The organism is Idiomarina piscisalsi (assembly GCF_002211765.1).
Classification (GTDB): Bacteria; Pseudomonadota; Gammaproteobacteria; order Enterobacterales; family Alteromonadaceae; genus Idiomarina; species Idiomarina piscisalsi_A.
Window position 1 is genome coordinate 868088 of the sequence record NZ_CP022133.1, and the last position, 24631, is coordinate 892718.

The 24631-nt window shown below is 48.5% G+C and carries 24 protein-coding genes and 1 other annotated feature; of the genes, 10 read left to right on the plus strand and 14 right to left on the minus strand.

All coding sequences use genetic code 11. The features are described 5' to 3' along the window. The first annotated feature begins 28 nt into the window (after nucleotides 1-28). The gene (locus CEW91_RS04225) at nucleotides 29-919 is read left to right on the plus strand and encodes a TIGR01777 family oxidoreductase (protein ID WP_088767802.1); all 891 of its coding nucleotides are present in this window, start codon (nucleotides 29-31) and stop codon (nucleotides 917-919) included. A 64-nt stretch (nucleotides 920-983) separates the two neighbouring features. Next, nucleotides 984-1391, plus strand: a complete 408-nt coding sequence (locus CEW91_RS04230; protein WP_088767803.1) for a septal ring lytic transglycosylase RlpA family protein — start codon at nucleotides 984-986, stop codon at nucleotides 1389-1391. 12 nt (nucleotides 1392-1403) lie between these two features. Here the strand turns inward: CEW91_RS04230 and CEW91_RS04235 are convergent, their stop codons facing one another. The 13 genes from CEW91_RS04235 to CEW91_RS04295 all read right to left on the minus strand — a co-directional run bounded on the left by CEW91_RS04235 (nucleotide 1404) and on the right by CEW91_RS04295 (nucleotide 15096). Beyond that, entirely contained in the window at nucleotides 1404-2528 is a 1125-nt protein-coding gene (locus CEW91_RS04235; protein WP_088767804.1) for a DSD1 family PLP-dependent enzyme, read from the minus strand. 16 nt (nucleotides 2529-2544) lie between these two features. Further along, on the minus strand, nucleotides 2545-3507 hold the full coding sequence (locus tag CEW91_RS04240) for a threo-3-hydroxy-L-aspartate ammonia-lyase (protein ID WP_088767805.1): 963 nt from the start codon (nucleotides 3505-3507) through the stop codon (nucleotides 2545-2547). Between the two features lie 10 nt (nucleotides 3508-3517). After that, a complete protein-coding gene (locus CEW91_RS04245; protein WP_088767806.1) occupies nucleotides 3518-4783 on the minus strand; it encodes an MgtC/SapB family protein in 1266 nt (421 codons plus the stop codon). 48 nt (nucleotides 4784-4831) lie between these two features. Next, on the minus strand, nucleotides 4832-5683 hold the full coding sequence (locus CEW91_RS04250) for an alpha/beta hydrolase family protein (protein ID WP_232507025.1): 852 nt from the start codon (nucleotides 5681-5683) through the stop codon (nucleotides 4832-4834). Between the two features lie 15 nt (nucleotides 5684-5698). Then, on the minus strand, nucleotides 5699-6001 hold the full coding sequence (locus CEW91_RS04255; RefSeq protein WP_088767807.1) for a YciI family protein: 303 nt from the start codon (nucleotides 5999-6001) through the stop codon (nucleotides 5699-5701). Continuing rightward, nucleotides 6001-6543 (minus strand): septation protein IspZ, encoded by a 543-nt coding sequence (ispZ, locus tag CEW91_RS04260; RefSeq protein WP_088767808.1) that lies wholly within the window; start codon nucleotides 6541-6543, stop codon nucleotides 6001-6003. Before ispZ ends, CEW91_RS04255 begins: the two co-directional genes overlap by 1 nt. 18 nt (nucleotides 6544-6561) lie before the next feature. Continuing rightward, entirely contained in the window at nucleotides 6562-7371 is an 810-nt protein-coding gene (gene trpA, locus CEW91_RS04265) for a tryptophan synthase subunit alpha (RefSeq protein WP_088767809.1), read from the minus strand. Next, complete coding sequence (gene trpB, locus CEW91_RS04270; RefSeq protein WP_088767810.1) at nucleotides 7368-8579, minus strand: tryptophan synthase subunit beta; 1212 nt, start codon at nucleotides 8577-8579, stop codon at nucleotides 7368-7370. Before trpB ends, trpA begins: the two co-directional genes overlap by 4 nt. Next, nucleotides 8576-10027 (minus strand): bifunctional indole-3-glycerol-phosphate synthase TrpC/phosphoribosylanthranilate isomerase TrpF, encoded by a 1452-nt coding sequence (gene trpCF / locus CEW91_RS04275; RefSeq protein ID WP_088767811.1) that lies wholly within the window; start codon nucleotides 10025-10027, stop codon nucleotides 8576-8578. The genes trpB and trpCF overlap by 4 nt, the downstream gene beginning before the upstream one ends. Further along, the gene (gene trpD / locus CEW91_RS04280; RefSeq protein WP_088767812.1) at nucleotides 10020-11033 is read right to left on the minus strand and encodes an anthranilate phosphoribosyltransferase; all 1014 of its coding nucleotides are present in this window, start codon (nucleotides 11031-11033) and stop codon (nucleotides 10020-10022) included. Before trpD ends, trpCF begins: the two co-directional genes overlap by 8 nt. Continuing rightward, complete coding sequence (locus CEW91_RS04285; RefSeq protein WP_088767813.1) at nucleotides 11030-11662, minus strand: anthranilate synthase component II; 633 nt, start codon at nucleotides 11660-11662, stop codon at nucleotides 11030-11032. Before CEW91_RS04285 ends, trpD begins: the two co-directional genes overlap by 4 nt. Further along, nucleotides 11659-13287 carry an anthranilate synthase component 1 gene (locus CEW91_RS04290; protein ID WP_088767814.1) on the minus strand — a complete coding sequence of 543 codons (1629 nt, stop codon included), beginning with the start codon at nucleotides 13285-13287 and terminating at the stop codon, nucleotides 11659-11661. Before CEW91_RS04290 ends, CEW91_RS04285 begins: the two co-directional genes overlap by 4 nt. 52 nt (nucleotides 13288-13339) lie before the next feature. After that, nucleotides 13340-13444: a sequence feature (Trp leader region), on the minus strand. Between the two features lie 116 nt (nucleotides 13445-13560). Further along, a complete protein-coding gene (locus CEW91_RS04295; protein WP_088767815.1) occupies nucleotides 13561-15096 on the minus strand; it encodes a S10 family peptidase in 1536 nt (511 codons plus the stop codon). A 151-nt stretch (nucleotides 15097-15247) separates the two neighbouring features. On the opposite strand from CEW91_RS04295, the gene CEW91_RS04300 reads away from it, so the two are divergent. From CEW91_RS04300 to CEW91_RS04335, 8 genes are all read left to right on the plus strand, one after another. Next, a complete protein-coding gene (locus CEW91_RS04300; RefSeq protein WP_232507026.1) occupies nucleotides 15248-15946 on the plus strand; it encodes a hypothetical protein in 699 nt (232 codons plus the stop codon). 70 nt (nucleotides 15947-16016) lie between these two features. Next, nucleotides 16017-18038 (plus strand): NADPH-dependent 2,4-dienoyl-CoA reductase, encoded by a 2022-nt coding sequence (locus CEW91_RS04305; protein ID WP_088767816.1) that lies wholly within the window; start codon nucleotides 16017-16019, stop codon nucleotides 18036-18038. Further along, nucleotides 18038-18865 carry a PHP domain-containing protein gene (locus CEW91_RS04310; protein WP_088767817.1) on the plus strand — a complete coding sequence of 276 codons (828 nt, stop codon included), beginning with the start codon at nucleotides 18038-18040 and terminating at the stop codon, nucleotides 18863-18865. Before CEW91_RS04305 ends, CEW91_RS04310 begins: the two co-directional genes overlap by 1 nt. A gap of 18 nt (nucleotides 18866-18883) precedes the next feature. After that, entirely contained in the window at nucleotides 18884-19507 is a 624-nt protein-coding gene (locus tag CEW91_RS04315; RefSeq protein ID WP_088767818.1) for an L-threonylcarbamoyladenylate synthase, read from the plus strand. Nucleotides 19508-19517: 10 nt separating this feature from the next. Then, nucleotides 19518-20333, plus strand: coding sequence for a segregation and condensation protein A (locus tag CEW91_RS04320; RefSeq protein ID WP_088767819.1), 816 nt, complete (start codon nucleotides 19518-19520; stop codon nucleotides 20331-20333). After that, nucleotides 20314-20883 (plus strand): SMC-Scp complex subunit ScpB, encoded by a 570-nt coding sequence (gene scpB, locus CEW91_RS04325; protein WP_088767820.1) that lies wholly within the window; start codon nucleotides 20314-20316, stop codon nucleotides 20881-20883. The genes CEW91_RS04320 and scpB overlap by 20 nt, the downstream gene beginning before the upstream one ends. Before the next feature lie 2 nt (nucleotides 20884-20885). Continuing rightward, nucleotides 20886-21743 (plus strand): 23S rRNA pseudouridine(2605) synthase RluB, encoded by an 858-nt coding sequence (rluB, locus tag CEW91_RS04330; protein WP_088767821.1) that lies wholly within the window; start codon nucleotides 20886-20888, stop codon nucleotides 21741-21743. Beyond that, on the plus strand, nucleotides 21743-22804 hold the full coding sequence (locus CEW91_RS04335) for an agmatine deiminase family protein (RefSeq protein ID WP_088767822.1): 1062 nt from the start codon (nucleotides 21743-21745) through the stop codon (nucleotides 22802-22804). Before rluB ends, CEW91_RS04335 begins: the two co-directional genes overlap by 1 nt. On the opposite strand, the gene CEW91_RS04340 is transcribed toward CEW91_RS04335, so the two are convergent. After that, nucleotides 22775-24601: a tetratricopeptide repeat-containing diguanylate cyclase gene (locus tag CEW91_RS04340; protein WP_088769352.1), complete on the minus strand. Its 1827-nt coding sequence runs from the start codon at nucleotides 24599-24601 to the stop codon at nucleotides 22775-22777. The genes CEW91_RS04335 and CEW91_RS04340 overlap by 30 nt on opposite strands. Nucleotides 24602-24631: the final 30 nt, after the last annotated feature.

Consider the following 24631-nt stretch of genomic DNA (forward strand, 5'->3'; position numbering starts at 1 on the left):
CAGCAGTGATTGATTCAGGAGGTGGCTGATGAATATTTTGATGACAGGTGGTACTGGCTTAATTGGCTCTGCGTTTATTCGCAAATACCGAAGTGATCATAAGTTCACGGTCACTACGCGTAATAAAGAGCGGGCCAGAAAGCTGTTGGGCGACGATGTTACCTTATTGTCCTCAGTGGACGAGGTGGCGGATATCGGCCAATTTGATTCGGTCATCAATTTGCAGGGCGAGGGTATTGCCGACAAGCGCTGGAGCGATTCCCGCAAACAGGCGTTAAAAGACAGCCGCTGGCAGGTTACCGAAAAGCTGGCGGCTATGATCAAAGCGGCCGAAAAGCCTCCTAAGGTATTTCTGAGCGGCTCTGCTATTGGTTATTATGGCCCGCGTGACGCTCAGCCCGTCAATGAGAGCGATGGCCCTAAGCGTACTGATTTCGCAGTGACCTTATGCCAAGAATGGGAGCGTCGGGCTCTAGCTGCAGAAAAAGTAACCCGGGTGGTTCTGCTGCGCACCGGTGTGGTTTTAGCAAAGGGCGAGGGCGCTTTGGCGAAAATGATCACCCCCTATAAGTTTGGTTTAGGTGGCCCTTTGGGCGATGGGAAGCAAATGATGTCCTGGATACAGCTTGAGGATATGGTTCGGGCCATCCAGTATTTACTGGAGCACGACAATTTGTCGGGCCCTGTTAACATGACTTCTCCGGGACCCGTTACGAATGAAGCTTTTAGCCGGACTTTGGCGTCGGTACTGAATAAACCGCACTTCATGAGAGTACCCGCATTTGTGCTTAAAGTTGGCTTGGGTGAAATGTCGTCGATGTTGCTTAAAGGGCAAGCTGTGGTGCCAGACAAACTGCGGAACCATGGCTTTGAATTCAAGTATCCAACTGTGCGTGAAGCTTTTCTGGTGAGTGTGTAAATCTTTACGGTGCCTTTTTATTTCCTTAACGGACAGGGTCTTCAGAACCCGTTAAGATTAAGGAATGAAAGCAAAAAACACACACTCCGTTAAAAATCTTATGTTAGGCGTCAGTTTATCCGTACTGGCGCTTAGTGGTTGTAGCGCCATTCCGGCCAAGAGTCCCGGTAACTTAATTGGTAAACAGGAGTCAGGAAAGGCGTCTTATTACGCCATGAAATACCAATTCAGAACCACAGCTAGCGGTGAGCGGTATAACCATTTCGCAGACACCGCCGCTCACAGAACCTTGCCATTTGGTACCAAAGTTCGAGTCACCAATATCGCTAATAGCAAAAGCGTTGTGGTTAAAATTAATGATCGAGGCCCCTTTATTGACGGCAGAATCATCGACCTATCGCGCTCTGCGTTTGGCGAAATCGCTGATTTGGATGCCGGGATTATTGAAGTGAGCACTGAAGTTATTCGATAAGCTTCACGGTTTTTACCAACCGATAATACGTTGCCAGGTGTTATGTGAACCATTACTCATTAGTACATGGTAAAGCGGATGCATGGCGGCGGTTGCACAGGCGTGGTTGGGCAATATGCGCAACTGCGAACCAACGGGAAAGTTGTCTAATTGGTAAACGTCGTTTAATTCGATAACGCCGTGCTCTTGTGAGGTGCTGTTAACGCATAAGCCAGTTAAAATAGAACCATCTGTTTTACAGACTTGTCCATAGCCAAAATCCATACTCTGGCTTGCAGTACCGCGATCTCGGGACAGTGCCATCCAGCCGCTGTCAGTCAGTACCCAGCCTTTCTCTTTGTTGTGTCCGATAACGGTTGTCACCACTGACATGGCGATGTCAGAAAAGTCGCACACGCCGATATTTTTCATGACTAAGTCAAAAGTCGTGTAAACGCCGGCGCGAACCTCGGCAATATCACTAAAGTCTTCTCCGTAATGCGCGGTTGGTGTTGAGCCGACGCTGGTTATTGAACAATGAATGCCAGATGCTTCTAGTCGGCTTTTGGCATTGCGAACCGCATCACACTCTCGTTTAGCGAATGCTTTTAAAGCGTCTGCGGTATGACAATTGTATGAGCCACCGGCATGGGTCATGAGTCCGGTAAAGTGTCGACCAAGTTGCTGCGCAATATCAATAAGCTCCGGCGCTTCGGGCTTAATACCGCCGCGATGATCATCACTGTCTATTTCAATGAAAACGGAAAAGTCCTGTTGGTGTTTTTGTGCAAAGTCACTTACTGCCTTTGCCTGCGCCATATTATCGAGCAGAACATGTAGGTTAATACCGCGCTTACGCAGTTGAGCGACGCGCTCCAATTTTGCCGGTGCAATGCCTACGGCGTAAAGCAAGTCGGTGTAGCCAGCGTTTGCGTAGGCTTCCGCTTCTGCCAATGTTGACACTGTGGCGGGTCTGATTTTATCCGCGAGTAAGTAACCGGCAGCCTCTAACGTGCGCAACGTCTTCAGGTGAGGGCGTAAGTGACTACCCAGTGATTCAATGCGGTTTTTCAAATGCGCGATATTGCGTTTTAGAATGGCTTCATCAATCAGCAAATAAGGCGTATCGAGGGTATCTATCCACTGAGGTACTGTCATTTAATCATCCTGCTTGTTAAGCGCTTAAGAGTTCTGCATAGCGGCTTATGTCGACATTGCCACCGCTAATGATAACGCCAACACGTTTGCCTTGCAGCTCATCTTTAAGCTGCTCCACCGCAGCGAAACCGAGGCACCCCGTGGGTTCAACAACCATCTTCATTCGTTCGGCGAAAAACCGCATTGACTCAACTAAGCTTGAATCGCTGACGGTTAGAATATCGTCGACATTATTTTGAATGATAGGGAAGGTATACTCGCCTAAATACTGTGTTTGAGCGCCGTCAGCGATGGTTTTGGGTGTTTCAATACGGACAATTTCCCCTTTACGGAACGACTGCTGACCGTCGTTTCCGGCTTCGGGTTCGACACCGTAAACCTTGCAGTCAGGTGCGAAGTGGCGCGCCGCTAACGCACAGCCGGACAGCAACCCGCCGCCACCTAAACATACAAATAGCGCGTCAAGCTCCCCGGTTTCCTCAAACAGCTCTTTTGCGGCAGTGCCTTGCCCTGACAAAATATGCGGGTGGTCGTAAGGCGGTATGAGCGTATAACCGTGCTTCTCAGCGAGCTCTCTGCCGATTTGTTCGCGATTTTCGGTATAGCGGTCGTAGTGAATTATGTTGGCACCGTAGCCTCGGGTTGCGTTCACTTTCGCCTTTGGCGCGTCTTCGGGCATGATGATGGTTGCTTTAATATCGAGCAACTGAGCTGCTAAGGCTATCGCTTGTGCGTGATTCCCCGAGGAAAATGCAATGACACCGGCTTTCTTCTGCGCTTCATCAAACTGCAGTAGCGCATTCATGGCGCCGCGAAATTTAAACGCGCCCATGCGTTGGAAATTTTCGCACTTAAAGAAGAGTTCAGCGCCCAACTTTTCGTTCGCTGTGCGTGACGTCAAAACGGGAGTTTTATGGGCGTATGGGCGAATACGCTCAGCGGCGGCAGCGACGTCATCAAAACTAGGTAGTGGCAGCAAAACTCCTCCTTTAAAGTACGTTCAAGAAGCCGTAAAGCAGTCCGGGAACGATGGCCAAAGTCATGTAAACGGCGTATTTATAATGCAGCTTTATGCCGGCAACAGATGCAAACATAATGCCTTTCAGTAGGGTGTTACTGGCGCAGGCCAGGATGATACCCATAACAGCCACTTCCGGAGACAGTTCATTCTGAGCCGATCGGGAAAGCGATAACGTAATAGCGTCGACGTCCATTAAGCCTGAAATAATAGCCAGGCTGTAGATACCCGCGTCGCCAAACCACTGCTTCATGGCCTCTGACAATAACAAGATAACGGCCAAAAGCACGCCAAACTGTATGGCGGTACCTAACTGTAACGGATTATTAATAGTGATATCAGAGGCATTTGAGGGAGCCTTCTGCTTTTGCTGGCGGTATATCATCACCATCACGACCAGCGCCCCTAAAAACATGAGCGTAATCGAGGGCCAGAGTATTCCCAGAAGTTGATGATTGACAACAAAGACTTCTATCAGCACTCGCGGAAACATAATGCTGCAAGCCAGTAACATGCCGCTCACATAAATAGCGGTGTGAGAGTTTCTTTTAGCGAAGCGGGCCATGGTCAGAGTAACGGCGGTGGACGACGCAAAGCCTCCTGCAATAGCGGTAATGAGCGTGCCTCTCTTTTCGCCGAGCAGTTGGGTAAATAAGTAACCAATAAATGACAGCCCGGAGATTAACACCACCATCCACCATAGCCAGTAAGGGTTTAGCGCTTGCCATGGACCGTACCCTTCGTCGGGCAGCAGCGGTAGCACCACCACGGAAATAAGCAGTAAGGTAATGCCAGAATAAAAGGCCTTAGGAGAAATGCGTTTGAGTAATTTATGTAAGTTTTTCTTATGGCCCAAAAGCGCAACGACGACAGCTCCGCAGCTTAGAGCCGGTAGCGGATCGCCAGAAGCGGCCCAAATAGCTAACGCGAAGGTCAGCAACATAGAAAACTCAGTGGTAATACCGGCATCGTCTGAAAGCTTGCTGTGGCTAATGTATGACGCAGCAATAAGAATGGCGACTACAACAAAGCCGGTAATAATCAGCCAGACACCCCACTGCTGAGCTAGTATTGCGAATACGCCGCCACTTAAACCAATAAGGCTAAACGTGCGCACCCCAGCAACGCGAGCACCTTCTTCGCTGTCACGACCCGACCAACCTCGCTCAATGCCTATCATCAAACCTAAAGCAAGCGCTGCCAGTAATGAAAGTGCCATTTCCATTTGATAATGCACGGTCTAAGAATCCCTGATTATTTCGTCAATACAAAGACTTTAATTGACCTACAGGGCGTCTAGCAAGCTTTTACGCCAAAGCGACTCTTTAAATTGACTGCGGAAGAAGTTGAAGTGACCAATGCCTTTGCTGTCAGTCATGTCGGGGGTTAAGTCCGTTAACGACTTTTCGGCATTTGGGTAGTGACTCAGTAAACTCTCAATATTTGAGCGCTGGAGTAGCTCGTCGTCGGTAATATGGAATGCGCGAATAGGTGCTGAAAAGTGGTTGTAACGCTCTTGTTGTTCGGCGGAGATGTTGTCAAATAGATAATCTTTGCTGCGGCACCAACGGCTCCATTGCATCATGGCTGGCGCAGGCATATCACCCACCATGTTCAAGCGTTTACCGGGGAAGTAGCCGGCTATGGGCGTACTGATGGGAGCGGCAAAATACCACAACAACCAAGATGTCCAGCGAACTTGTTTGCTAGCCTTTAACCAGTAACCCGTGCCACTGGCAATTGTGACCATTTTGTCGATACAGTCACTGTTTGGAGCCAGACCAACAATTTGACCGCCCAGGCTATGCGCCAGCCATATTAACGGCTCACCTTGCTGGCAGGACTGGGCGTAGTCGAGCACTGACTTAATATCTAACTCAGCCCATTCAATAATGTCAGACTTGATCTGTTTTAATGGTTTATCGACGGACTGACCAATGCCGTAGTAGTCGAAAGTAATAACCCGATAGCCCTGCTCACTCAGCCAACGCGCAATGGGTTGGTAGAAACGTTGTTTTACGCCAAGGGCGGCAGCTATGACGACAGTGGCTTTAATTTTGGTTTGTGGCTCGAACCTTACACAGTGTAAGTAGCGATTATTGTCCGTGAGCTCGATACTCTTCATGTTTTTCGACATAACGACAATAGCGGGTTAGTTTGGAAGCGCAGCGATATAGGGCTTTACCGAAGCTTGTTTATAAACACCGGCTTCCCAATAAGGATCGTCATTTGCCCATTGCTCAGCGTCTTGCAGGGTGTCGAACTCAGCAATCACCACAGAGCCAGTATAACCCAGCACCCCCGGGTCAAGTTCGGCTATCGCCGGACATGGCCCCGCGACCAGTAAACGCCCGTCGTTTTGCAATGCTTTGAGTCGCTCAAGGTGAGCAGGGCGCGCTCGTTTACGTGCTTCCAGTGAGTCCGGGTGATCTTCTGCAAAAATAACGAACCACATTATTGCGTGTTCTCCTCTTCACTGGCATGACGGTACATATAAAGGCCGGTGCCAATAGTAAAGACTAATGTAATGCCTAAAATACCGAAAACCTTAAAGTTTACCCAAGCTTCCTGACTCCAAAACTCTGCGATATATAAGTTAAGCGCTGCTAACGCCAGGCAGAACACTATCCAAGCGTAGGTTAACTTTAACCAGGCGGCATCTGGCAATTGAATGTCTTTACCCATCATAGACTGTATCGGACTGCGTTTTTTCCAAAACAAGCCGCCCAAGAGCAACAGTGCGATGGCGACATAGACAACCGACACTTTCATTTTAATAAACCAGTCATCACGTAGGAGTAGAGTGACTGCGCCGAACACCATAACAACAGCCAACAAAACCCAGTGTCGGGTGGTTAGTGGCTGCCGGAGAAGTTTCAGGCCAAGCAACTGAACCACTGTCCCTGCCATTAAAACACCGGTTGCGACATAAATGTCCGCCATTTTGTAGAACACAAAAAAGGCGATTATCGGTATATATTCTAATAACAGGGCCATTGATTACTCCGGTTTTCTTTACTTCAGCGATGTGGCGGCTTTCATGCTTTGGGTAAACGCTTTTAAGTCCGCTATCTGTTGCGCGTTATTGTCGAGGTTTTTCTCAATAAGCGCAACCACAGCTGAGCCGCTAATGGCACCATCGGCTCCCGCAGCCAGAGCTTTTTCGACGTGCTCAGGTTGTGATATTCCGAAGCCGAGCAAAATAGGAGGCGCTCCGGCATTTTTTAACTTGTCGATAAGCTCTGAAGCAGGGACTTGCATTTGTGTCTCTACGCCGGTAACCCCGGAGCGACTCAGTAAATACACATAGCCTGAGCACTGCTTTGCAATGGTTTGCAGTAATGTGTCGCTGGCATCGGGTGGGGCAATAAAGACAGCCTCAATGCCAACTTCCTGAGCTATTTCCGCAAACCGTTTCGCTTCTTTGGTTGGAACATCGGCAATAAGTACTGAATCGACGCCAACATCTTTCATTTGTTGGTAAAACTCGCGAACGCCTTTAGCGTATATCAAATTCGCATAAACCAGTAAACCTATGGGTATTTGCGGTGAATAATCGCGAACAGCCTTTAAAATCTTCAAAATACCACTAAAGTTAGTGCCTGCTTCCAGCGCGCGTAAGTTGGCACGCTGAATCACTGGTCCGTCGGCGACAGGATCGGAAAATGGCAAACCTAACTCCAACGCGTCAGCGCCACCATCAATGAGCGCCTTTATCACTTCCAGACTTTGCTCAGGTGTTGGGTCGCCAAGCGTGACAAAAGGAACAAAAGCGCCTTGATTATCGGCTTTTAATTGTGCAAAACAAGTTTCATAACGGCTCATTGCTGTCCCTCCGTGGTTTTTTCCTGGGCATTAAAAATACGACGAACATGATCGATGTCTTTGTCACCACGACCCGATAAATTAATAAGCAGAATTTCAGGAGCGTCAGGCTCTGCGGCGCGTTTTAATGCATAAGCTAATGCATGCGCCGACTCCAGCGCTGGAATAATACCTTCATGACGCGACAATAGTTTAAAAGCCTCTAAGGCTTCTTCATCCGTCACCGACTCATAGCGAGCGCGGCCAATGGCTTTCAAGTGTGCGTGCTGCGGACCAACGCCCGGATAGTCGAGACCGGCTGAAACGGAATACGATTCTTCAATTTGCCCTTCGGTGTCCTGCATTAGGAACGACAGGCATCCGTGTAAGATTCCGGGTTTTCCTGCAGTAAGCGTCGCACCATGATGCGTGGTTTCGACACCTTTACCCGCAGGCTCAACACCGACTAAGTCAACACCTTCCTCATCAATGAAGTCTGCAAACATACCAATCGCATTGGAGCCACCGCCAACACAGGCAATGACTTCATCCGGTAAGCGTCCGGCCTGTTCTTTAATCTGAGCCTTCGCTTCTTCACCTATCATACGATGGAATTCACGCACAATGGTCGGGAAAGGGTGTGCACCGGCTGCGGTGCCTAACAAATAATGAGTATTGGGGTAACTGGCCGTCCAGTCGCGTAAGGCTTCGTTTACCGCATCTTTTAAAGTGCCGCTGCCGGTATCGACGGACACAACTTTTGCGCCCATTAACTCCATACGAAAGACATTGGGTTGCTGGCGCTCGGCGTCCTTCTTCCCCATGTAAATTATGCACTCTAAATCGAGCAGGGCGCAGGCAAGGGCCGTCGCAGTACCGTGCTGACCGGCGCCGGTTTCCGCAATAATACGGGTTTTACCCATGCGCTTAGCCAGTAATGCCTGCCCCAGCACCTGGTTGGTTTTGTGGGCTCCGCCGTGAAGTAAGTCTTCACGTTTTAAATAAATTTTGGTGTTGTTTGGGCTCTCCAGCGGCAAATTACGGCATAGGCTCAGCGGTGTTGGTCTGCCAAGGTAGTTTTTCAGTAACCCCCGAAACTCCGCCTGAAACTCGTCATCTTGCTGGGCGTCAATAAAAGCTTGCTCGAGCTGTTCAAGCGCCGGTAATAAGATTTCAGGAACGAACTGGCCGCCGAAATCGCCAAAATAAGCGGGTAATGACTGACTCATACAGCCTCCTGTTGAATGCGTTTAGAAACTTGTTGCTCTGAAAATCGTCCATAATGGCGAACTTTCATGAATGTTTGCGATACCTTCTGGCTATTTTTAATGCCCGGCGTCCATTCCACGCGAGAGTTCATATCGACACCTGCAAAGCCAAGTGTTAATGCTTCATCAATACTTTCAGGACCAATACCGCCTGCCAGTAGGCAGCGCTGGCGCTGCTGGCGCGTTAAACTCGCTAATAATGACCAGTCAAATGTCTGGCCACTACCGCCTTTGCGGTTGTCCAGTACAAAGCCATCGACGGGTAAGTCAGGTAATTGGGCTGGTGTCTCAATAGCCAGTGCCTTCCATATTTTTACAGCACTAAGGCCTTGTTCACGCAGTTGCTGGCGCAGCTGCACGATGTAATCGATGTCTTCGTGTCCATGCAATTGAATCACTGACAGACCGACCTTAAAAACAACGTCAATTATTTTCTGCAAGGCGGTGTCAGCAAATACGCCAACGTAATTCAGGCCGTTGACTTCAGAAGTTATTTGCTGAGCCTGGTCGACATTAATATAACGAGCGGAATGCTCGACAAATATCAAGCCGCCGTAGGCTGCGCCTTGTGAGCGTGCGTTAATGGCATCTTCTGCGCGCGTTAAACCACAAACTTTGTTTTGCCCAAAAAGCAGCTTGCGACAGGCTAAATCGACATTGGGTTGTGCGCTCAAGGCACTGCCGACTAAAAAGCCATTAACGTAAGGAGCAACCCGGCGAATGTCGGCATGTGTTGAAAAGCCTGATTCCGCGACTAGCAGCGCACCCTGCGGTGCTAACGGCGATAACTCTGCGCTGCGGTTCGGGTCAATGCTTAAGTCGGTTAAATCGCGGTGGTTAATGCCAATAATCTTGGCGTCCAACCGCGCTGCGCGCTGCATTTCCTGTTCGTTAGCGACTTCAGTCAGTACGTCCATGTTCAGCGACTCTGCAACGTCACGAAGCGCGATGTATTGTTCGTCATTGAGCACTGACAGCATCAGCAAAATAGCGTCCGCGCCAAAGTAGCGAGCACGGTAAACCTGTTCTTCATCAATAAAGAAGTCTTTGCACAGCACTGGCTGCTTTACCTGCTGAAGTACGGCGGTCAGGTAATCCAAACGCCCCTGAAAAAACTCGGGCTCAGTCAGAACAGAAATGGCCGCTGCGTAGGGGGCGTAGCTCTTTGCCAGCTCAGGAGCGTCAAAATCGGCACGAATGAGACCTTTTGACGGTGACGCCTTTTTGCATTCAAGAATAAAGCCCGTTTGCTCGCCGCTCAAAGCTTCATATAAGCTTCTGTCGCTGGGGCTTAGTTGAGGCTTTATCTCACTCAGTGGCATAAGCTCAGACTGAACTTTGTTTTGCTCAACTTTGCGTTCCACAATGGTTTTCAGTACGTTTTTTTGCAGTGATATCGCATTAGACATGATACGTCTCCTGAGCGTCCTGAACACGGCGTAAGTGCAGCAGCGCCTGTCCTGTGTCCAAATGTTCCAGCGTCGCCGCAGTAGCTGCTTTCATATCGTTATATTGTCCGCTTAAATACAGCAAGGCGGCCACATTCATGGCAACTGAGTGGCGCTGAGCCGGACTGCCTCCGCCGGCCAAAATATCTTCGAGTATGCGTGCGTTAAAATCGGCATCTCCGCCTCTTAATTCGTTCAGTGGCGCAGACGGAACACCAAAGTCAGCTGGCTCGACCTGATATTCGTTAAGTTCACCGTCGCGTAGCTCAATAACTCGGGTCGGCCCGTGTAAAGCCAGTTCGTCCAGACCACTGCCGTGGACAACCATAGCACGCTTTACGCCTAATCTTTGTAGGGTTTCAGCCATTGGTTGTACCCATTCATCGCTGTACACGCCCAGAAGTTGTGCGTCAGGGCGTGCCGGATTCACTAGCGGCCCAATTAAATTAAACAGCGTGCGTGTTTTTAAGGTTTGTCTTACCGGCATCGCGTGTTTAATACCCGGGTGATAGTGTGGCGCAAACAGAAAGCAAAAACCGTTATCAGCCAGTTGCGAAGAAGCGTCAGACGGGTCTAAGTTGACGCGCAGTTTTAACGACTCTAAAACGTCTGCCGAACCTGAGCGCGAGGACACGCTACGATTACCGTGTTTGGCAACCGCAAGACCCATACTAGCTGCCACCAAAGCGGCGGTCGTCGAGATATTCATCGTGTTACTGCCGTCGCCGCCGGTACCGCAGCTGTCAATAACCGTTGTGTCCGGTCGTATAAAAGGTTTAGCGGCGGAGAGTATGGCCTCCGCAGCCCCAGCTAATTCTGCAGGTGTCTCCCCGCGCATTTTCATTGCTATCAAAGCAGCGGTGACTTGAGTGTCGTTGAGCTCGCCTTTAATCAGGCGCTGGAAAAACTCACGGGTTTGATCTTGTGTCAGAGATTCACCGGACATCAGAGTTTGTAGGGCCTTCATGGCTGTGCTCCTTTCAATAAATAGTGAATGCTGTTACTAAGTAATTGTTTTCCCTTTGGCGTTAGCAGCGACTCGGGGTGGAATTGAAAACCAATAGCGTCGCTGTTGCCGTGACTATCAAGAAATTCTGCCGCCATGGGAATACTGCCTTCGGGACCGTTAATTTGAGCAATGATTTTTACGCTTTCTGGCAGATCGTAACCACTTAACGAATGATAACGAGCGACAACGCATTGGTTGTTGTCAGTCGCATTAGTAAATACGGCGTGTTGTAGGGTAGTGATAATAGCCGTCTTGCCATGAACAATTTCGCCACAGGTATCGACTCGACCACCCGCGTTTTCAACCAGTGCCTGAAAGCCCAGACAAATACCCAGCATTGGGATACGACCGCTGCAAAAACGAATAATGTCCATTAAGTTACCGGCATTAGCGGGATGTCCCGGTCCCGGCGACAGACAGACCAGTTGCTGTCCCTGATACTTGTCTAGTTGTCTTATGACGTCTTCAGCAGCCAGTTGATTACGATAGACCACCAGCGGATAACCCAGTTGCCTTAGTTCATCAACTAGGTTGTAAGAAAACGAGTCAACGTTATCAATGAGTACAATACGAGCCGGTTGCGTCATGATTGCACTCCTTGTTGAACGTTATTTTGCTGACCTGAATGCGCCTGTTGAATCGCTAAAATAACCGCTTTGGCTTTGCCTTCCGTTTCGGCAACTTCGCTGTCAGGGTTTGAATCGTGGACGACACCAGCGCCAGCCTGAACTATCGCTTCACCGTTTTTAACGAAGGCTGAGCGAATGACTATGCAGGTATCCATGTCGCCATTTCCGGCCAAATAGCCAACCGCACCGCCGTAACTGCCGCGACGCTGCTTTTCTACCTGACGAATTAACGTCGCGGCGCTGACTTTGGGAGCGCCGACCAAAGTGCCCATATTCATGCAAGCTCGGTAAGCGTGCAAAGCGTCGCAGTCGTCTCTTAACTTCGCCACAACGCGTGATACTAAATGCATGACCTGTGAATAACGGTCCACTTGCAGTAAGTCGGCAACATAACGGCTGCCGGTTTCACTAATACGCGCCAGATCGTTACGAGCTAAGTCCACCAACATCAAATGTTCAGCCAGCTCTTTTTGGTCAAGTCTTAATTCTAACTCCATGCGGCTGTCTAAGTCTGGGTTAATACTGCCGTCGGCATTTTTTCCCCGTGGGCGCGTACCGGCGATAGGGTAGAGCTCGACTTGGTTCGAATCTTTTTGGTACTTAAGGGCTGACTCTGGTGAAGCGCCGAACAGAGAGAAGTCCGGGTGGCTCATGAAAAACATATAAGGTGACGGGTTGTTTTTCTTTAGCTGATTATAGGCGGCCAGAGGCTCCGGGCAGGGCATTTTAAATCGGCGTGATGGCACTACCTGGAAAATATCTCCAGCGACGATGTTCTTTTTCAGTTGGGTAACAATGGAAGCAAACTCATCGGCCGAAGGTGTTGCGGTTACTTCGACGTCAACCGGCAGTGGGTTGGGTGTTATTGCCGGTAACTGGCAGCGCGCCGCTAGTTCACCAACGCGCTGACTCATGGTCTGGTAACGTTTATCATGGTCTTTGCCCCCAAACACACTGCCAAGCAGTTCGGTGGTTTGCGCTTGATGATCAATAATGAGCAGTGTTTCAGCTAAATAAAAAACGTAATCGGGGCAGTCGTTCTCACCTTCTTCAACCTGTGGTAATGGCTCGTAGCTGGCAACAAAGTCATAGGCAAAGGCACCGCCAAGAAACACTGAAAATGGGTGCTGCTGAGCTGTGTCGTTTGCTTTGATTAATTGCTGCTGAAGAATGCGTAATGGCTCCATATTGCTGATTTGACGCAACCGGGAATCCTCATCTACCGGTACGTCCCCTTGTGAGGAGGCATTAACGGTGAAGTCCGCGACTAAGCCGTTATCAAGCGTGGTAACCGTTGCAAACCCATCGAGCTTTTTCTGAATCCACGGAAGCAGGGCGTTACCATTGTCTGTCAGCGCCTGAATAGTTACTTGCTGCTCGTTACAGGTAAGCTGCAACGCGGCATCTATCAGCAGTAAGCTTTTGACTTGTTGCTTAGTGCCAATATCAGCCGAATCCAGCAATAAATGAGCCCCATTGGGATGGCAGGTATTTTGATAAACCTGCAGCGGCTCTGCTTGATAAGGCAGTGACACTCTCAGTGTCTCTAAATTGCCGTCTTGTTCAGTTGTCAGGTTGTCCACCTCAGACCTCGTGTTTTCTTGTTGATTTTTAAACCTGCTCCAGTGAAACGGCAATAAAAAACCCGCTCAAAGGAGCGGGTTTCTCAAAGTGAAGCTATTTACGTTACACGCACAACTACACCACCCGCTCGTTCGGGAAGTGCCACCACCAATGTTGGGTTGTTGTGCGTAAAAACATAAGTTGTATAGCTCTCTTAATTCGCGTTAATGCTGACAAACTAACGCTTGTGAGAGAGTCTGTCAACAGTTGTTTTGACTTGTGTATGCAAATAATTACTTATATTCAGCCGGCTGACCTTTAGAGTCAGACTGACGAATAAACTCACGCAAGTCGTCATTGGCTTTCTCCAGGTCGGCACGACGTAAGTACATCATGTGACCACTGCGATAGCCTTTAAAGTCAATACGATCACTCATTTGCGTGCTCGGATCTAAGTGCCACATATTGTACTTCGCATCGAAGTAGTTAGTCGCACCGTCAAAGTAACCTGACTGAATCAGTACATTCAGGTAAGGGTTTTGAGCCATCGCCTGACGTAACTGCTTACCGGTGTTGTTATTTGAGCGATCCCACGGGTGAACCGGGCCGAACATGTTGTATTTGATGTCGGTCTCAAAGTTGAGCTCTTCACTTAAGTAATAGTTAATTGCTGGGGTGAATGAGTGTAACCATGACGTGAGCTCAGCGTTGTAGTCAGGGCGGTCACCAGCACGCTTCTCGTCCAGGCCTAAATAGCGCGAGTCAAGACGGCCAATTGTACGGTCGCGGTCACGCAGTAGCTCTTTCCAGAAGTACCAGGTGCTTGGCGCTAGGTTATTATCCAGTACCGCTTGTTTCGATAAACCAGAATAATAGGCTACACGCTCAGCCATTTGTTCGCGGGCTTCACCAGTTAGCATAGCGCCTTTCGCTAGTGCAGGTAGGTACTGCTCAAGGGCGAAGCGCTCCACTTCCGGAAGCATTTCTTCCAGGTCTTTGTTTTGCAAAGCGTCTGGCAGTGCATCGTGATACCAGGCCGCTGCTGCAAAATAAGGCAGTTGGTTAGCTTGTTTTACCGGGCCGTCGCGGTCAATGCCGATATCTGTCGGTGAAACCAGAATCACGCCGTTGAGGTACATCCACTGGCTGTTTTGCAGCTCCAGTGCAAGACCAGACACGCGTGTTGTACCGTAGCTTTCACCAATCAAATACTTTGGTGAGCGCCAGCGATCCATGCGAGACGTGAAAGTGTTCATCCATTCGGCTAAATACTTAATGTCGGCATTAACGCCGAAGAACATGTCTTTTTGCTTCTCGCGAGACGGCATTTCGCCTTTTTCATTGGGCAGAACGCGCGAGTAACCAGTATTGACCGGGTTAATGAAAACAATGTCAGCGACGTCGAGAATGGAGTGGGGGTTGTCTTGTACGCCGTAAGGCTGCACCGGATAGCCTTCGTCGCTTAGGTTTAAGACTTTGGGGCCCGTGTAGGCGATGTGCATCCAGACTGACGCAGATCCGGGGCCACCATTGAACGAGTAAACAATTGGACGTGATTCACGGTTGTCGACGTCCTGGCGCTCATAATACGTATAGAATAATGAAGCCGTTGGGTTACCTTCCTCGTCCCATACAGGCTGAGTGCCTGCAGTGGCGGTGTAGTCAACAGTTTCGCCATTAATTTCAACGCTATGTTCGGTAACGACCTCGGTGTCGACCGGCAGCATGCGTTTATGGTTGGTTGAGCTTTCTTCGGCAACAACAGGTGCTGATACTACCGAGCAACCCATCAGTGACAAAGAGGCAATTAAAGCAAGACTCTTTCGCATGAGATTGTTCTCCGTTTTTATAATGTTGTCTCAGATTAACAAATAATTACTTTAAAGAGTCAAAGGTTATGCGATTATTGGGTTTATTCCTGCGACTGGACTCTAGTATTGAGTCTCGTTTTTTAAAAGAGTGGGTTTTTAGAGATTAACAATGATGAAAAACAAACTAGTGGCTGCGGGGTGTGGCCTTTTATTGTCACTGAGCAGCATAGCGGCGTCTGCCAAAAGCCTGTCCGACGCAATGAAAGATGGCTTACAAACGATGGCATCAGAGCAGTTAAACGCTGATTTAGACGTCGGTGAATTACAGGTCAATTCATTGACGGATGGTCTGACGGCGAACAAAGTACGCTTGGCGACTCGTGTTGATGAATTGTCAGAGCCGGAGAATCAGCTATTGCTAGCGAAACAGCTTGTTCTAACAGGAAACTGGCAGGCGTTAGGCAGTCGTCGTGTCGATATCTCTAAAATCGCGGTGTCCGACGCGCAGCTAACCGTTTCTTATTATGGTACCGGGCGCTCAAATTTGCATGAGTTTTTAAAGCAAATGAGTGGTATGAAGGTGCAAAAAATCAACTCAGTGCCGCTTCGCTGGCAAGTTGATGAATGGATGATGGACAATGTCACTATTAATTTGTTTGATAAAGGTGAGCCGATTCTCAGTGTTCACGTGGATGAATTGGCGTTAACCGACTTACAGTCAATGCAAGACCCTGATGCCCAGGTGAAAGAGCTTCTCTGGCCAATTCTCGAGCAAGTGATTGAACAAGTGCGTAGGGGCAACTCAAGCTTGCAGGTAGACAGTATGGCGCTTTCCAGGTTTTTATTGCGTGAAGCTATGGCGTTCTAAACTTGAGTTAAACGGGTTTACGAAGTACAGTTAGGAAAAATTAAACACCCGTTTAAAATAAGAGGTTGGAGTGGCAAATTCATACCCAAATTTACTAAAACCCCTGGATCTTGGCTTTACAACGTTAAAGAATCGAGTCTTGATGGGGTCAATGCATACTGGCCTGGAAGAAGAAAAAAATGGCTTTAGTAAATTAGCCAGCTTTTATGAAGAGCGCGCTAAAGGTGGTGTCGGGCTGATTGTCACCGGCGGTATTAGTCCAAACTTCCGTGGTCGGCTGGCGCCTTTTGGCAGTGAAATGTCCAAGCCCTGGCACGTGGGAAAACACCGTCAGGTGACCGATGCCGTTCATAAGTATGGCAGTAAAATCTGTCTGCAACTTCTACACGCGGGTCGTTACAGCTACCATCCGTTTTCGTTAGCGCCGAGCGCGATAAAAGCACCTATCAATCCGTTCAAACCTAAAGCCATGTCTGAACGGCAAATTCTCAAAACCATTAAACACTATGCCCGTGGTGCTAAGTTAGCTCAGAAAGCTGGTTATGATGGTGTTGAAATTATGGGATCAGAAGGTTATCTGATTAACCAGTTTTTGTGTCCAAGAACGAATAAACGCACGGACGGTTGGGGCGGTAGTTTTGAAAACCGCATGCGTTTCCCATTAGAAATTGTTAAAGCCGTGCGCGCGGCAGTGGGCGAAAAGTCGATTATTATTTTCCGCTTGTCGATGCTGGATTTGGTGGAAGATGGTCACCAACTGGACGAAGTATTAAAACTAGGAAAGCTGCTGGAACAGGCTGGTGTGACTATTATTAATACGGGTATTGGTTGGCACGAAGCGCGTGTGCCGACCATTGTCACCTCAGTGCCACGAGGCGCCTTCAGCTGGATAACCGAGCGTGTGCGCAGAGAACTTTCTGTGCCAGTGGTTGCGGTTAACCGTATTAATACGCCGGAAATTGCCGAGCATATATTAGAAAGCAACCAGGCCGACATGGTTTCGATGGCGAGGCCGTTACTGGCTGACCCCGAGTTTGTGAAGAAAGCTGAACAAGGTCAGTCTGAGCGCATTAATACCTGTATCGCCTGTAATCAGGCTTGTCTGGACCATGTATTTGAGAATAAAAGAGCGTCCTGCTTAGTTAACCCAAGAGCGTGCTATGAGCAGGAGTTGGTGATGAAGCCCGCTGACAAGAAAAAGCGCTTGGCTGTTATTGGCTCAGGGCCTGCGGGCTTAGCTTTTGCTTGCAATGCGGCCGAGCGGGGGCATCAGGTTGACTTATACGATAAGTCGGAAGAAATTGGCGGTCAGTTTAACTACGCTAAGCAAATTCCGGGTAAAGAAGAGTTTTACGAAACGCTGCGTTACTTCAAACACCGTATTGAAGACACTGATGTGCAGCTTAAGTTAGGTCAGGAGCAAAGTTGTGAAGGCTTGCTGGCAGAGCAATACGACGATGTGATTCTGGCAACCGGCGTCAGCCCGCGTAAGGTTGATATTCCGGGTGTTGATTTGCCGCATGTGCTGGGTTACTTAGATGTGCTGCGTGATCACAAAGCCGTCGGTAAAAAAGTAGCCGTTATTGGTGCCGGCGGTATTGGTTTTGATGTGTCTGAATACTTAACGACGGAAAAATCACTGACGCTGGATGAAAAAGAGTGGTCTGAGCGCTGGGGTATAGACAAAGACTACAGTGACCGCGGCGGCTTAAAACCTCAGCAGCCTGAACCAAGTCCGCGCCAGGTGTGGCTGTTGCAACGTAAAGAAAGCAAGGTTGGTAAAGGCTTAGGTAAAACCTCTGGCTGGGTGCATCGTAACGAATTGAAGAGCAAGTCCGTGAATATGTGGAACGGTGTGACTTATCATCGCATTGTGCCGGAAGGCATTGAAATAGAGCGCAATGGCGAAAAGCAGTTGTTGGAAGTTGATAATATCGTTATTTGTGCCGGTCAGGTGCCTCAGCGTGAACTTCACGACGCACTGGAAGCGGCTGGTCAGTCAGTGCATTTAATTGGTGGCGCTGATGTTGCGGCCGAGTTGGATGCGAAGCGCGCCATTCGCCAGGGAACCGAGTTGGCAGCAAGGATTTAATGACTTTATACGACCTGCATTGTCATAGTACGCATTCAGACGGCTCTTTGTCGGTCAAAGAGCTACTGCACCGTGCCTGTGAGTACAACGTCGATGTACTGGCGTTAACCGACCATGACTGCATTGAAGGGATTGCTGAGGCGAAAGCACTGATCGAAAAAGAACAGCTGCCGCTTCGGTTTATCAACGGCGTGGAAATTAGCTGCCGTTGGGAAAGTTTTGAAATTCATATTGTTGGTTTGAACTTTGACCCCGACAACGAACATTTAAAAGGTTTGCTGGCGCAGCAACAACAGCGTCGCTATGACCGCTTTGCTGCCATTTTAGAAAAGCTGGAAAAGCGTGGTGTCATGTTGTCTGCTGAGGAATGTCAGGTTGACGGCATGCCAACACGCAAACACATAGCCGATACCCTGGTCGAAAAAGGCATTGTCAGTCATCCGCAAAAAGCGTTTGATCATTACCTTGGAAAGGGCAACAGCGCTTACGTGACGCCGCAGTGGTGTGATATTCCTGAGGCTATTGAATCCATTCATAAGGCGGGTGGCCAGGCAATTCTGGCGCATCCTCATGCGTACAAAATGTCGAATAAATGGCTGCGTCGTTTGCTGATAGAAGGCAAAGAATGGGGTCTTGACGGTATGGAAGTCAGCCTGAGCCAGCAGTCACCGGGACACCGTGATGCACTGGCTAAAATGAGTCAGGAATATGGGTTAAAAGCGTCTCAGGGCTCTGACTTTCATTACCCGGGTAATTGGCGTGAGCTCGGTAAAAACCTTTGTCTGCCAGCCGACTGTGTGCCAATATGGGAGCATTGGTCACACTAGAAAAGGTTGGGGGAGTTCATGAGTCAATTTTTTGAAGTTCATCCGGAAAATCCTCAGGCGCGTTTAATTCAACAAGCCGTACAAATTATTCGCCAGAGTGGAGTTGTGGTTTATCCAACCGACTCAGGCTACGCGATTGGCTGCCAAATTGGTGACAAATCCGCCGCTGATCGTATTTGCCGTATTCGTGATATCGATAAAGAACACAACTTTACGTTGATGTGCCGTGACCTCTCGGAATTATCAACTTATGCCCGTGTCGACAACGATGCATTCCGGTTACTGAAAAACAACACGCCGGGACCATACACCTTCATTTTAAAAGGCACGAAAGAGGTGCCCAAGCGTCTGTTGAACCCAAAACGGAAAACCATTGGTATTCGTGTACCAACCAACCGCATTGCAATGGCGCTTTTAGAAGAGCTAAATGAGCCGTTAATGTCGACCAGCCTTATTCTCGGAGATGGGGAACTGGCTGAGTCTGACCCTGAAGAAATTCGCGATAAACTTGAGAAATTAGTCGACTTAATTGTTGATGGCGGTCACTTAGGGGAACAACCGACTACGGTTGTTGATCTGTCAGAAGGAGCGCCGGTGATACGTCGTGAAGGCTCTGGTGAGACAGAACCATTTGATTTTTAAGGCGAATTAAATGGCTGAACAACAGTCGTTACCACTGGGGTTTGTTCGTGGCGAGCCGGTTATTGAAAAACCGGAAGATCTCTACATTCCTCCTGACGCACTGGAAGTGATTTTAGACTCATTCAGTGGCCCTATGGACTTGCTGTTGTACTTAATTCGCAAGCAAAAGCTCGATATTGTTGATATGCCCATTCTGACGATTACCCGACAGTACGTCGAGTACGTAGAAATGATGAAAGAACTGAAGCTGGAACTGGCGGCTGACTATTTGGTGATGGCGGCGATATTAGCGGAAATTAAAAGCCGGTTGCTGTTGCCGAAACCACCGCAGGAAGACGATGAAGAGGAAGACCCGCGAGCAGAGCTGGTACGGCGCTTAAAAGAGTATGAGGCGATACGCGAAGGGGCGGAGCATATTGAAGGACAGCCGCAGGTCGGCCGGGATATTCTATTAAGCGAAGTGGCAACGGATGCGCGCGAGCATGTGACAACCCCACCACCAGAAGTGACCATCGAAGACTTAACGCTTGCGTTTAGCCGGGTGTTGCAGCAGGTTGAGCTCAATGCACATCATCATATTCAACGTGAGCAGCTGTCGACCCGTCAGCGGATGAGTCAGGTTATAGAGCTGTTGTCAGAGAAAAAGTACGTTGCCTTCAGTCAGTTGTTTAAACGTTCAGAGGGACGTGCGGGCGCAGTGGTCAGTTTTTTAGCAATTTTAGAACTTGTGAAGGAATCAATGATAGAATTGTCACAAGTTGAACCCATGAGTGATATTCGTATCAGTTTGAGAAATCGTCAGCAGGATGAATCCGTTACAGCTTAAGCAACTTATAGAAGCGGCGTTGTTTGCCCACCCACAGCCATTATCGGCGGAGCAGCTTCATCAATTGTTGTTGAGTGAAGGCGAAGCTTCTTTGACTACGGTGAAAGGCTTACTGAAAGAACTGCAAACCGATTACCAGGAGCGTGGTATTGAGTTAATCAAAGTCGCCTCTGGTTACCGATTCCAGACACGTGCAGAATTGGGACAACGCTTAGCGTCGTTATGGCAGGAAAAACCACAGAAGTATTCTCAGGCCTTGTTGGAAACGCTGGCACTGATTGTCTACAGGCAGCCCATTACGCGTGGTGAAATCGAACAAATTCGTGGCGTCAGTGTCAGTAGTAATATTATTAAGACACTACAGGAACGAAACTGGATAAAAGTGGTGGGCCACAAAGAAGTGCCGGGACGTCCACAACTGTATGCCAGTACAAAAGAGTTTTTAGATGATTTTAATTTAAGCGATTTATCCGAATTACCGGATATCGATACGCTTGATGAAGACGATGAACGTACCGCTGAGACAGCGATTAACGAGAGAGAACAGTAAGAATGACCGAAAAGTTACAAAAGGTATTAGCCCGCTCAGGACATGGCTCGAGACGAGAAATTGAAGCCAAAATTGCGGCTGGACGCATTCGTGTCAACGGAATGGTCGCACAGCTGGGCGAGCGAGTTGATGCAGACGCAAAAGTTCGTATCGATGGTCATGAAGTTGAAATAAAGCCTGAAGAAGAGGTTATCTGCCGGGTTTTGATGTACCACAAGCCCGAAGGCGAATTGTGTACGCGCAAAGATCCGGAAGGGCGTCCTACGGTATATGACCGCTTACCGCGCATGAGCGGCGCACGTTGGGTTGCCGTTGGCAGGTTGGATGTTAATACGTCGGGCTTACTGTTATTTACTACCGATGGTGAATTAGCTAATCGGTTAATGCATCCTAGTCAGCAGGTTGAGCGCGAATACGCCGTACGTATTTTCGGTGAAGTCGACGATAAAATGATGAGTCGTCTTAAAAAGGGCGTACAGTTAGAAGACGGCCCTGCGCACTTTAATTCGATAAAGCCTGCCGGTGGTGATGGCATGAACCGTTGGTTCCACGTAACCATTAGCGAAGGTCGTAATCGTGAAGTGCGCCGTTTGTGGGAATCACAGGAAGTGCAGGTGAGCCGCCTTATTCGTGTTCGTTACGGTGATATTCCGCTTGAGCAGGGATTACCACAAGGTGGCTGGTCGGAAATGCCGCTGGAGCAGGTGAATGTGTTGAGGAAGCAAGTGAAATTGCCGCCTGAAGAGCGTTCATTTATCGATCCGCGGCACCAGGAGTCCAGACAGCGAAAATTTGCCAAAATACGCCGGGCAACAGCAAAACATCGTCAACATAAGAAGACGGATAAGCGTCGCAAATAATGAAGGGCTCTGCAAAGCGTTGGTTGGCAGATTTTTCTGGTGATCAACGTTTACTCTTAGCCTGGCCTTATCGTAAAGACGTTTGGCGAGATAATGCGGTGCCTGCTCGCGACGTTATTGCTGAGTTAGTACGCCTGGTCAGTCACTATACCCCTGTCACATTACTGGTTCACCCGGACTACCTGCATTCTATACCAACTGGGCTGAATGAATATTGTTCTATTACCGTCGAGGCATACGACGATATTTGGCTACGTGATACGCTGCCGCTATGGCTTTATCAGAATGAAGAAACGTCCGGTTGTGTCTTTCAATTTGATGGCTGGGGCGGCGTGCAGTCAGTGGTGCAGTTTGATAAAAGCTTAGCGCTGCAAGTTTCCTCAAAACTAAGGCGCCCGTTATCGACACAAGCGCTGATTAGCGAAGGCGGGGCTTTTACGCATAATGGCCAGGGTACTTGGTTGGTTGGCTTGTCCAGCATCATGCAGCGTAATGTTAGCATCTCGAAAGAAGCGATTAAGAGTAAGTTAACCGACTGCTTCTCAGGCGAATCCCTGTATTTCTTTGAAGGGGCACTGGTAGCCGATGAAACCCATGGTCATATGGATAATATGGCGTTGTTTCTTAATGAAAGCACCCTTATCTATGCTACAACCAGCAACAGTAGACACCCTGACTATAAGACTTGTATGCGAATAGCGGAGTTTGTCAAACAGCTGCCGGACTCTATTCGGAAGGTGCCGGTTCCGTTACCTAAACCTCAGCGACCGACTGCCGCCGAGCGCGGCGATCTGGAACAGCTCCAAACCAGTTTAAATAGAACCGAAGAGGTTCCTTTACTATGCAGTTATATTAATGTGCTTCAGACAGACTCTGTTGTGATCGTGCCGGAATTTGACTTACCTTCAGACGTTGAAGCACTGTCGGCAATACGAAAAGCGGTTGGTGATAAACCGGTATTGAGTGCACCGGCTCGGGAATTAGTGCTTGGTGGTGGTGGATTGCACTGCATTAGTCACAATCTTGCGGGCTTACGCAATGACCAAACGTTGGCGCCCTGATTTTTTCGCCTCATAAAGCACATCATCAGCACGCTTGTATAGATCATCAAAGGAGTCACCGGACTGCGCTTCAGTAAAGCCCATACTAAAGGTGATTTGATAGTCCTCTGGGACTCCTTCAATCGGATCGCTATTCAGCCCCTCCTGGAGCCGGTTGAAGATTCGTTCGGCGTCTTCTTTGGAGGCATCAAGGAAGAGCAGTAACCACTCCTCACCGCCTAAGCGACCAAAACCATCTTGTTCACGAAGACTGTCTTCTGCAACTTCAGCAAAGCGCTGAAGAACATGGTCACCCGCATCGTGGCCAAATTTATCGTTGATACTTTTAAAGTAGTCAAAATCAATAACGGCTAGAGCAAGGCTGCGATTTTGAGTATGAGACTGCTCTAGTTCATTTTTGCAGCGCTGTACAATGGCTCTTCGGTTAGGGGCTTGGGTTAAGTCATCTTTGAGCGCAAGTGCGGCGAAATTTTTATGCGCTCGCCACTGTTGTATAAGGAACGCTGAAATCACAACAACTAACAATATTGCGGAAATAATTATCCAAACAAGTAAATAATAGGAGGTTTTTTGCTCCTGCAATGCGAGTTGCTGCAATTGGTTCTCTTTTTGGAGTAATTGATTCGTTGTTTCCTGCTCTTTAATTTCGAGGCGAACTAAAATCTCCTGTACTTGCTTGTCCTGACGACTTTTTTGCACCGCTTTCATTTCATCAACGGAACGTTTGTAGTGCTCGAGAGCTTGCTGAAACTGCTCGGTTTGCTCATAGTAAAGAGACCATTGGCTTTCAATGCGTTGGCTGAGTTCTTGGCTATCGAGTGTATTGATAAGTGATGTTGCTGCTTGTAATTCTTGTTTGGCGCTTTTCAACTGTTTAGTTGCTAAATACACCGAAATTTTACTTAGGCGGGTCTCTGCTTCCATTGGGTGAGCACCAGCCGCTTTGAATTGGGGTAATGCTTGTTCAAAGTTTTCAATAGCACGTTCGTAATGCTGCTCTTCTAATTCCAGTGTACCGAGCCTGAACATGGCGTAAGCCACCCCTAGCTCATCGTCAATTTCATGACTTATGGCGAGCGCTTTCTCAAAGTGCTCTTTTGCTTTTGGAAATGTACCTGCTTGCTGATAAATTCGGGCAAGGTTGTATTGAAGAACAGAAACATCCCATTGGCCTAAATGTTTTTTGCTTATTTCAAGCGCATCTTTTGTGTGCTCGATAGCAATATCATAAGCGCCCACATCGGTGTAAATAATACCAATAAGCGAGTGGAACTCGACTTGTAGCTTGGGAATTGAGCTATTGGCGTCTCGGTTAAGTTCTTCGAGAATCTCTAGAGCCTGAGCAATGTCGCCCGCATTTTGCATGACCTGAGCGTGGAGAATTTCTGCTTCAATGAATAAGTCTTCATTCCCGGACGCTTTTGCGTGCTCAATGGCATAAATTACGCTGGCGTTAGCTTGCTGCAATTGACCTCGTTGGAGGTGGTACCAGGTTTGGTTAATACGAAGGAGAGCGGAGGCAATGTTGGAGTCTGCCAGTTTGGCGAAGCGCAAACCTTCTTTTACTGTCTCAATGAGCTTAGTTTCATTACCTGAATAACGATAAGCCTCTGATTGCAGAGCATAGGCTAGTGCGAGTTTCTCAAATTGACGATTCTGGTCATATTGGTTTATCCACTGGTTTGTTTTCGTTATCCACTCATTTGGATTACTGCTTGCGTCAATGCGCTGCTGTTGCCACTCTTGCGCAAAGAGTGGCAACGACAGTAACAACAATACGACGTAGGTGAACCGCAACTTAGAAACCAATAGATACTTTTCTGTTAA

What these genes read in the sequence shown, in the direction of transcription:
- CEW91_RS04225 (WP_088767802.1), top strand. Translation starts at nt 29, where the DNA reads ATGAATATTTTGATGACAGGTGGTACTGGCTTAATTGGCTCTGCGTTT.
- CEW91_RS04230 (WP_088767803.1), top strand. Translation starts at nt 984, where the DNA reads ATGAAAGCAAAAAACACACACTCCGTTAAAAATCTTATGTTAGGCGTC.
- CEW91_RS04235 (WP_088767804.1), bottom strand. Translation starts at nt 2,528, where the DNA reads ATGACAGTACCTCAGTGGATAGATACCCTCGATACGCCTTATTTGCTG.
- CEW91_RS04250 (WP_232507025.1), bottom strand. Translation starts at nt 5,683, where the DNA reads ATGTCGAAAAACATGAAGAGTATCGAGCTCACGGACAATAATCGCTAC.
- CEW91_RS04255 (WP_088767807.1), bottom strand. Translation starts at nt 6,001, where the DNA reads ATGTGGTTCGTTATTTTTGCAGAAGATCACCCGGACTCACTGGAAGCA.
- ispZ (WP_088767808.1), bottom strand. Translation starts at nt 6,543, where the DNA reads ATGGCCCTGTTATTAGAATATATACCGATAATCGCCTTTTTTGTGTTC.
- trpA (WP_088767809.1), bottom strand. Translation starts at nt 7,371, where the DNA reads ATGAGCCGTTATGAAACTTGTTTTGCACAATTAAAAGCCGATAATCAA.
- trpB (WP_088767810.1), bottom strand. Translation starts at nt 8,579, where the DNA reads ATGAGTCAGTCATTACCCGCTTATTTTGGCGATTTCGGCGGCCAGTTC.
- trpCF (WP_088767811.1), bottom strand. Translation starts at nt 10,027, where the DNA reads ATGTCTAATGCGATATCACTGCAAAAAAACGTACTGAAAACCATTGTG.
- trpD (WP_088767812.1), bottom strand. Translation starts at nt 11,033, where the DNA reads ATGAAGGCCCTACAAACTCTGATGTCCGGTGAATCTCTGACACAAGAT.
- CEW91_RS04285 (WP_088767813.1), bottom strand. Translation starts at nt 11,662, where the DNA reads ATGACGCAACCGGCTCGTATTGTACTCATTGATAACGTTGACTCGTTT.
- CEW91_RS04295 (WP_088767815.1), bottom strand. Translation starts at nt 15,096, where the DNA reads ATGCGAAAGAGTCTTGCTTTAATTGCCTCTTTGTCACTGATGGGTTGC.
- CEW91_RS04300 (WP_232507026.1), top strand. Translation starts at nt 15,248, where the DNA reads ATGATGAAAAACAAACTAGTGGCTGCGGGGTGTGGCCTTTTATTGTCA.
- CEW91_RS04310 (WP_088767817.1), top strand. Translation starts at nt 18,038, where the DNA reads ATGACTTTATACGACCTGCATTGTCATAGTACGCATTCAGACGGCTCT.
- CEW91_RS04315 (WP_088767818.1), top strand. Translation starts at nt 18,884, where the DNA reads ATGAGTCAATTTTTTGAAGTTCATCCGGAAAATCCTCAGGCGCGTTTA.
- CEW91_RS04320 (WP_088767819.1), top strand. Translation starts at nt 19,518, where the DNA reads ATGGCTGAACAACAGTCGTTACCACTGGGGTTTGTTCGTGGCGAGCCG.
- scpB (WP_088767820.1), top strand. Translation starts at nt 20,314, where the DNA reads ATGAATCCGTTACAGCTTAAGCAACTTATAGAAGCGGCGTTGTTTGCC.
- rluB (WP_088767821.1), top strand. Translation starts at nt 20,886, where the DNA reads ATGACCGAAAAGTTACAAAAGGTATTAGCCCGCTCAGGACATGGCTCG.
- CEW91_RS04335 (WP_088767822.1), top strand. Translation starts at nt 21,743, where the DNA reads ATGAAGGGCTCTGCAAAGCGTTGGTTGGCAGATTTTTCTGGTGATCAA.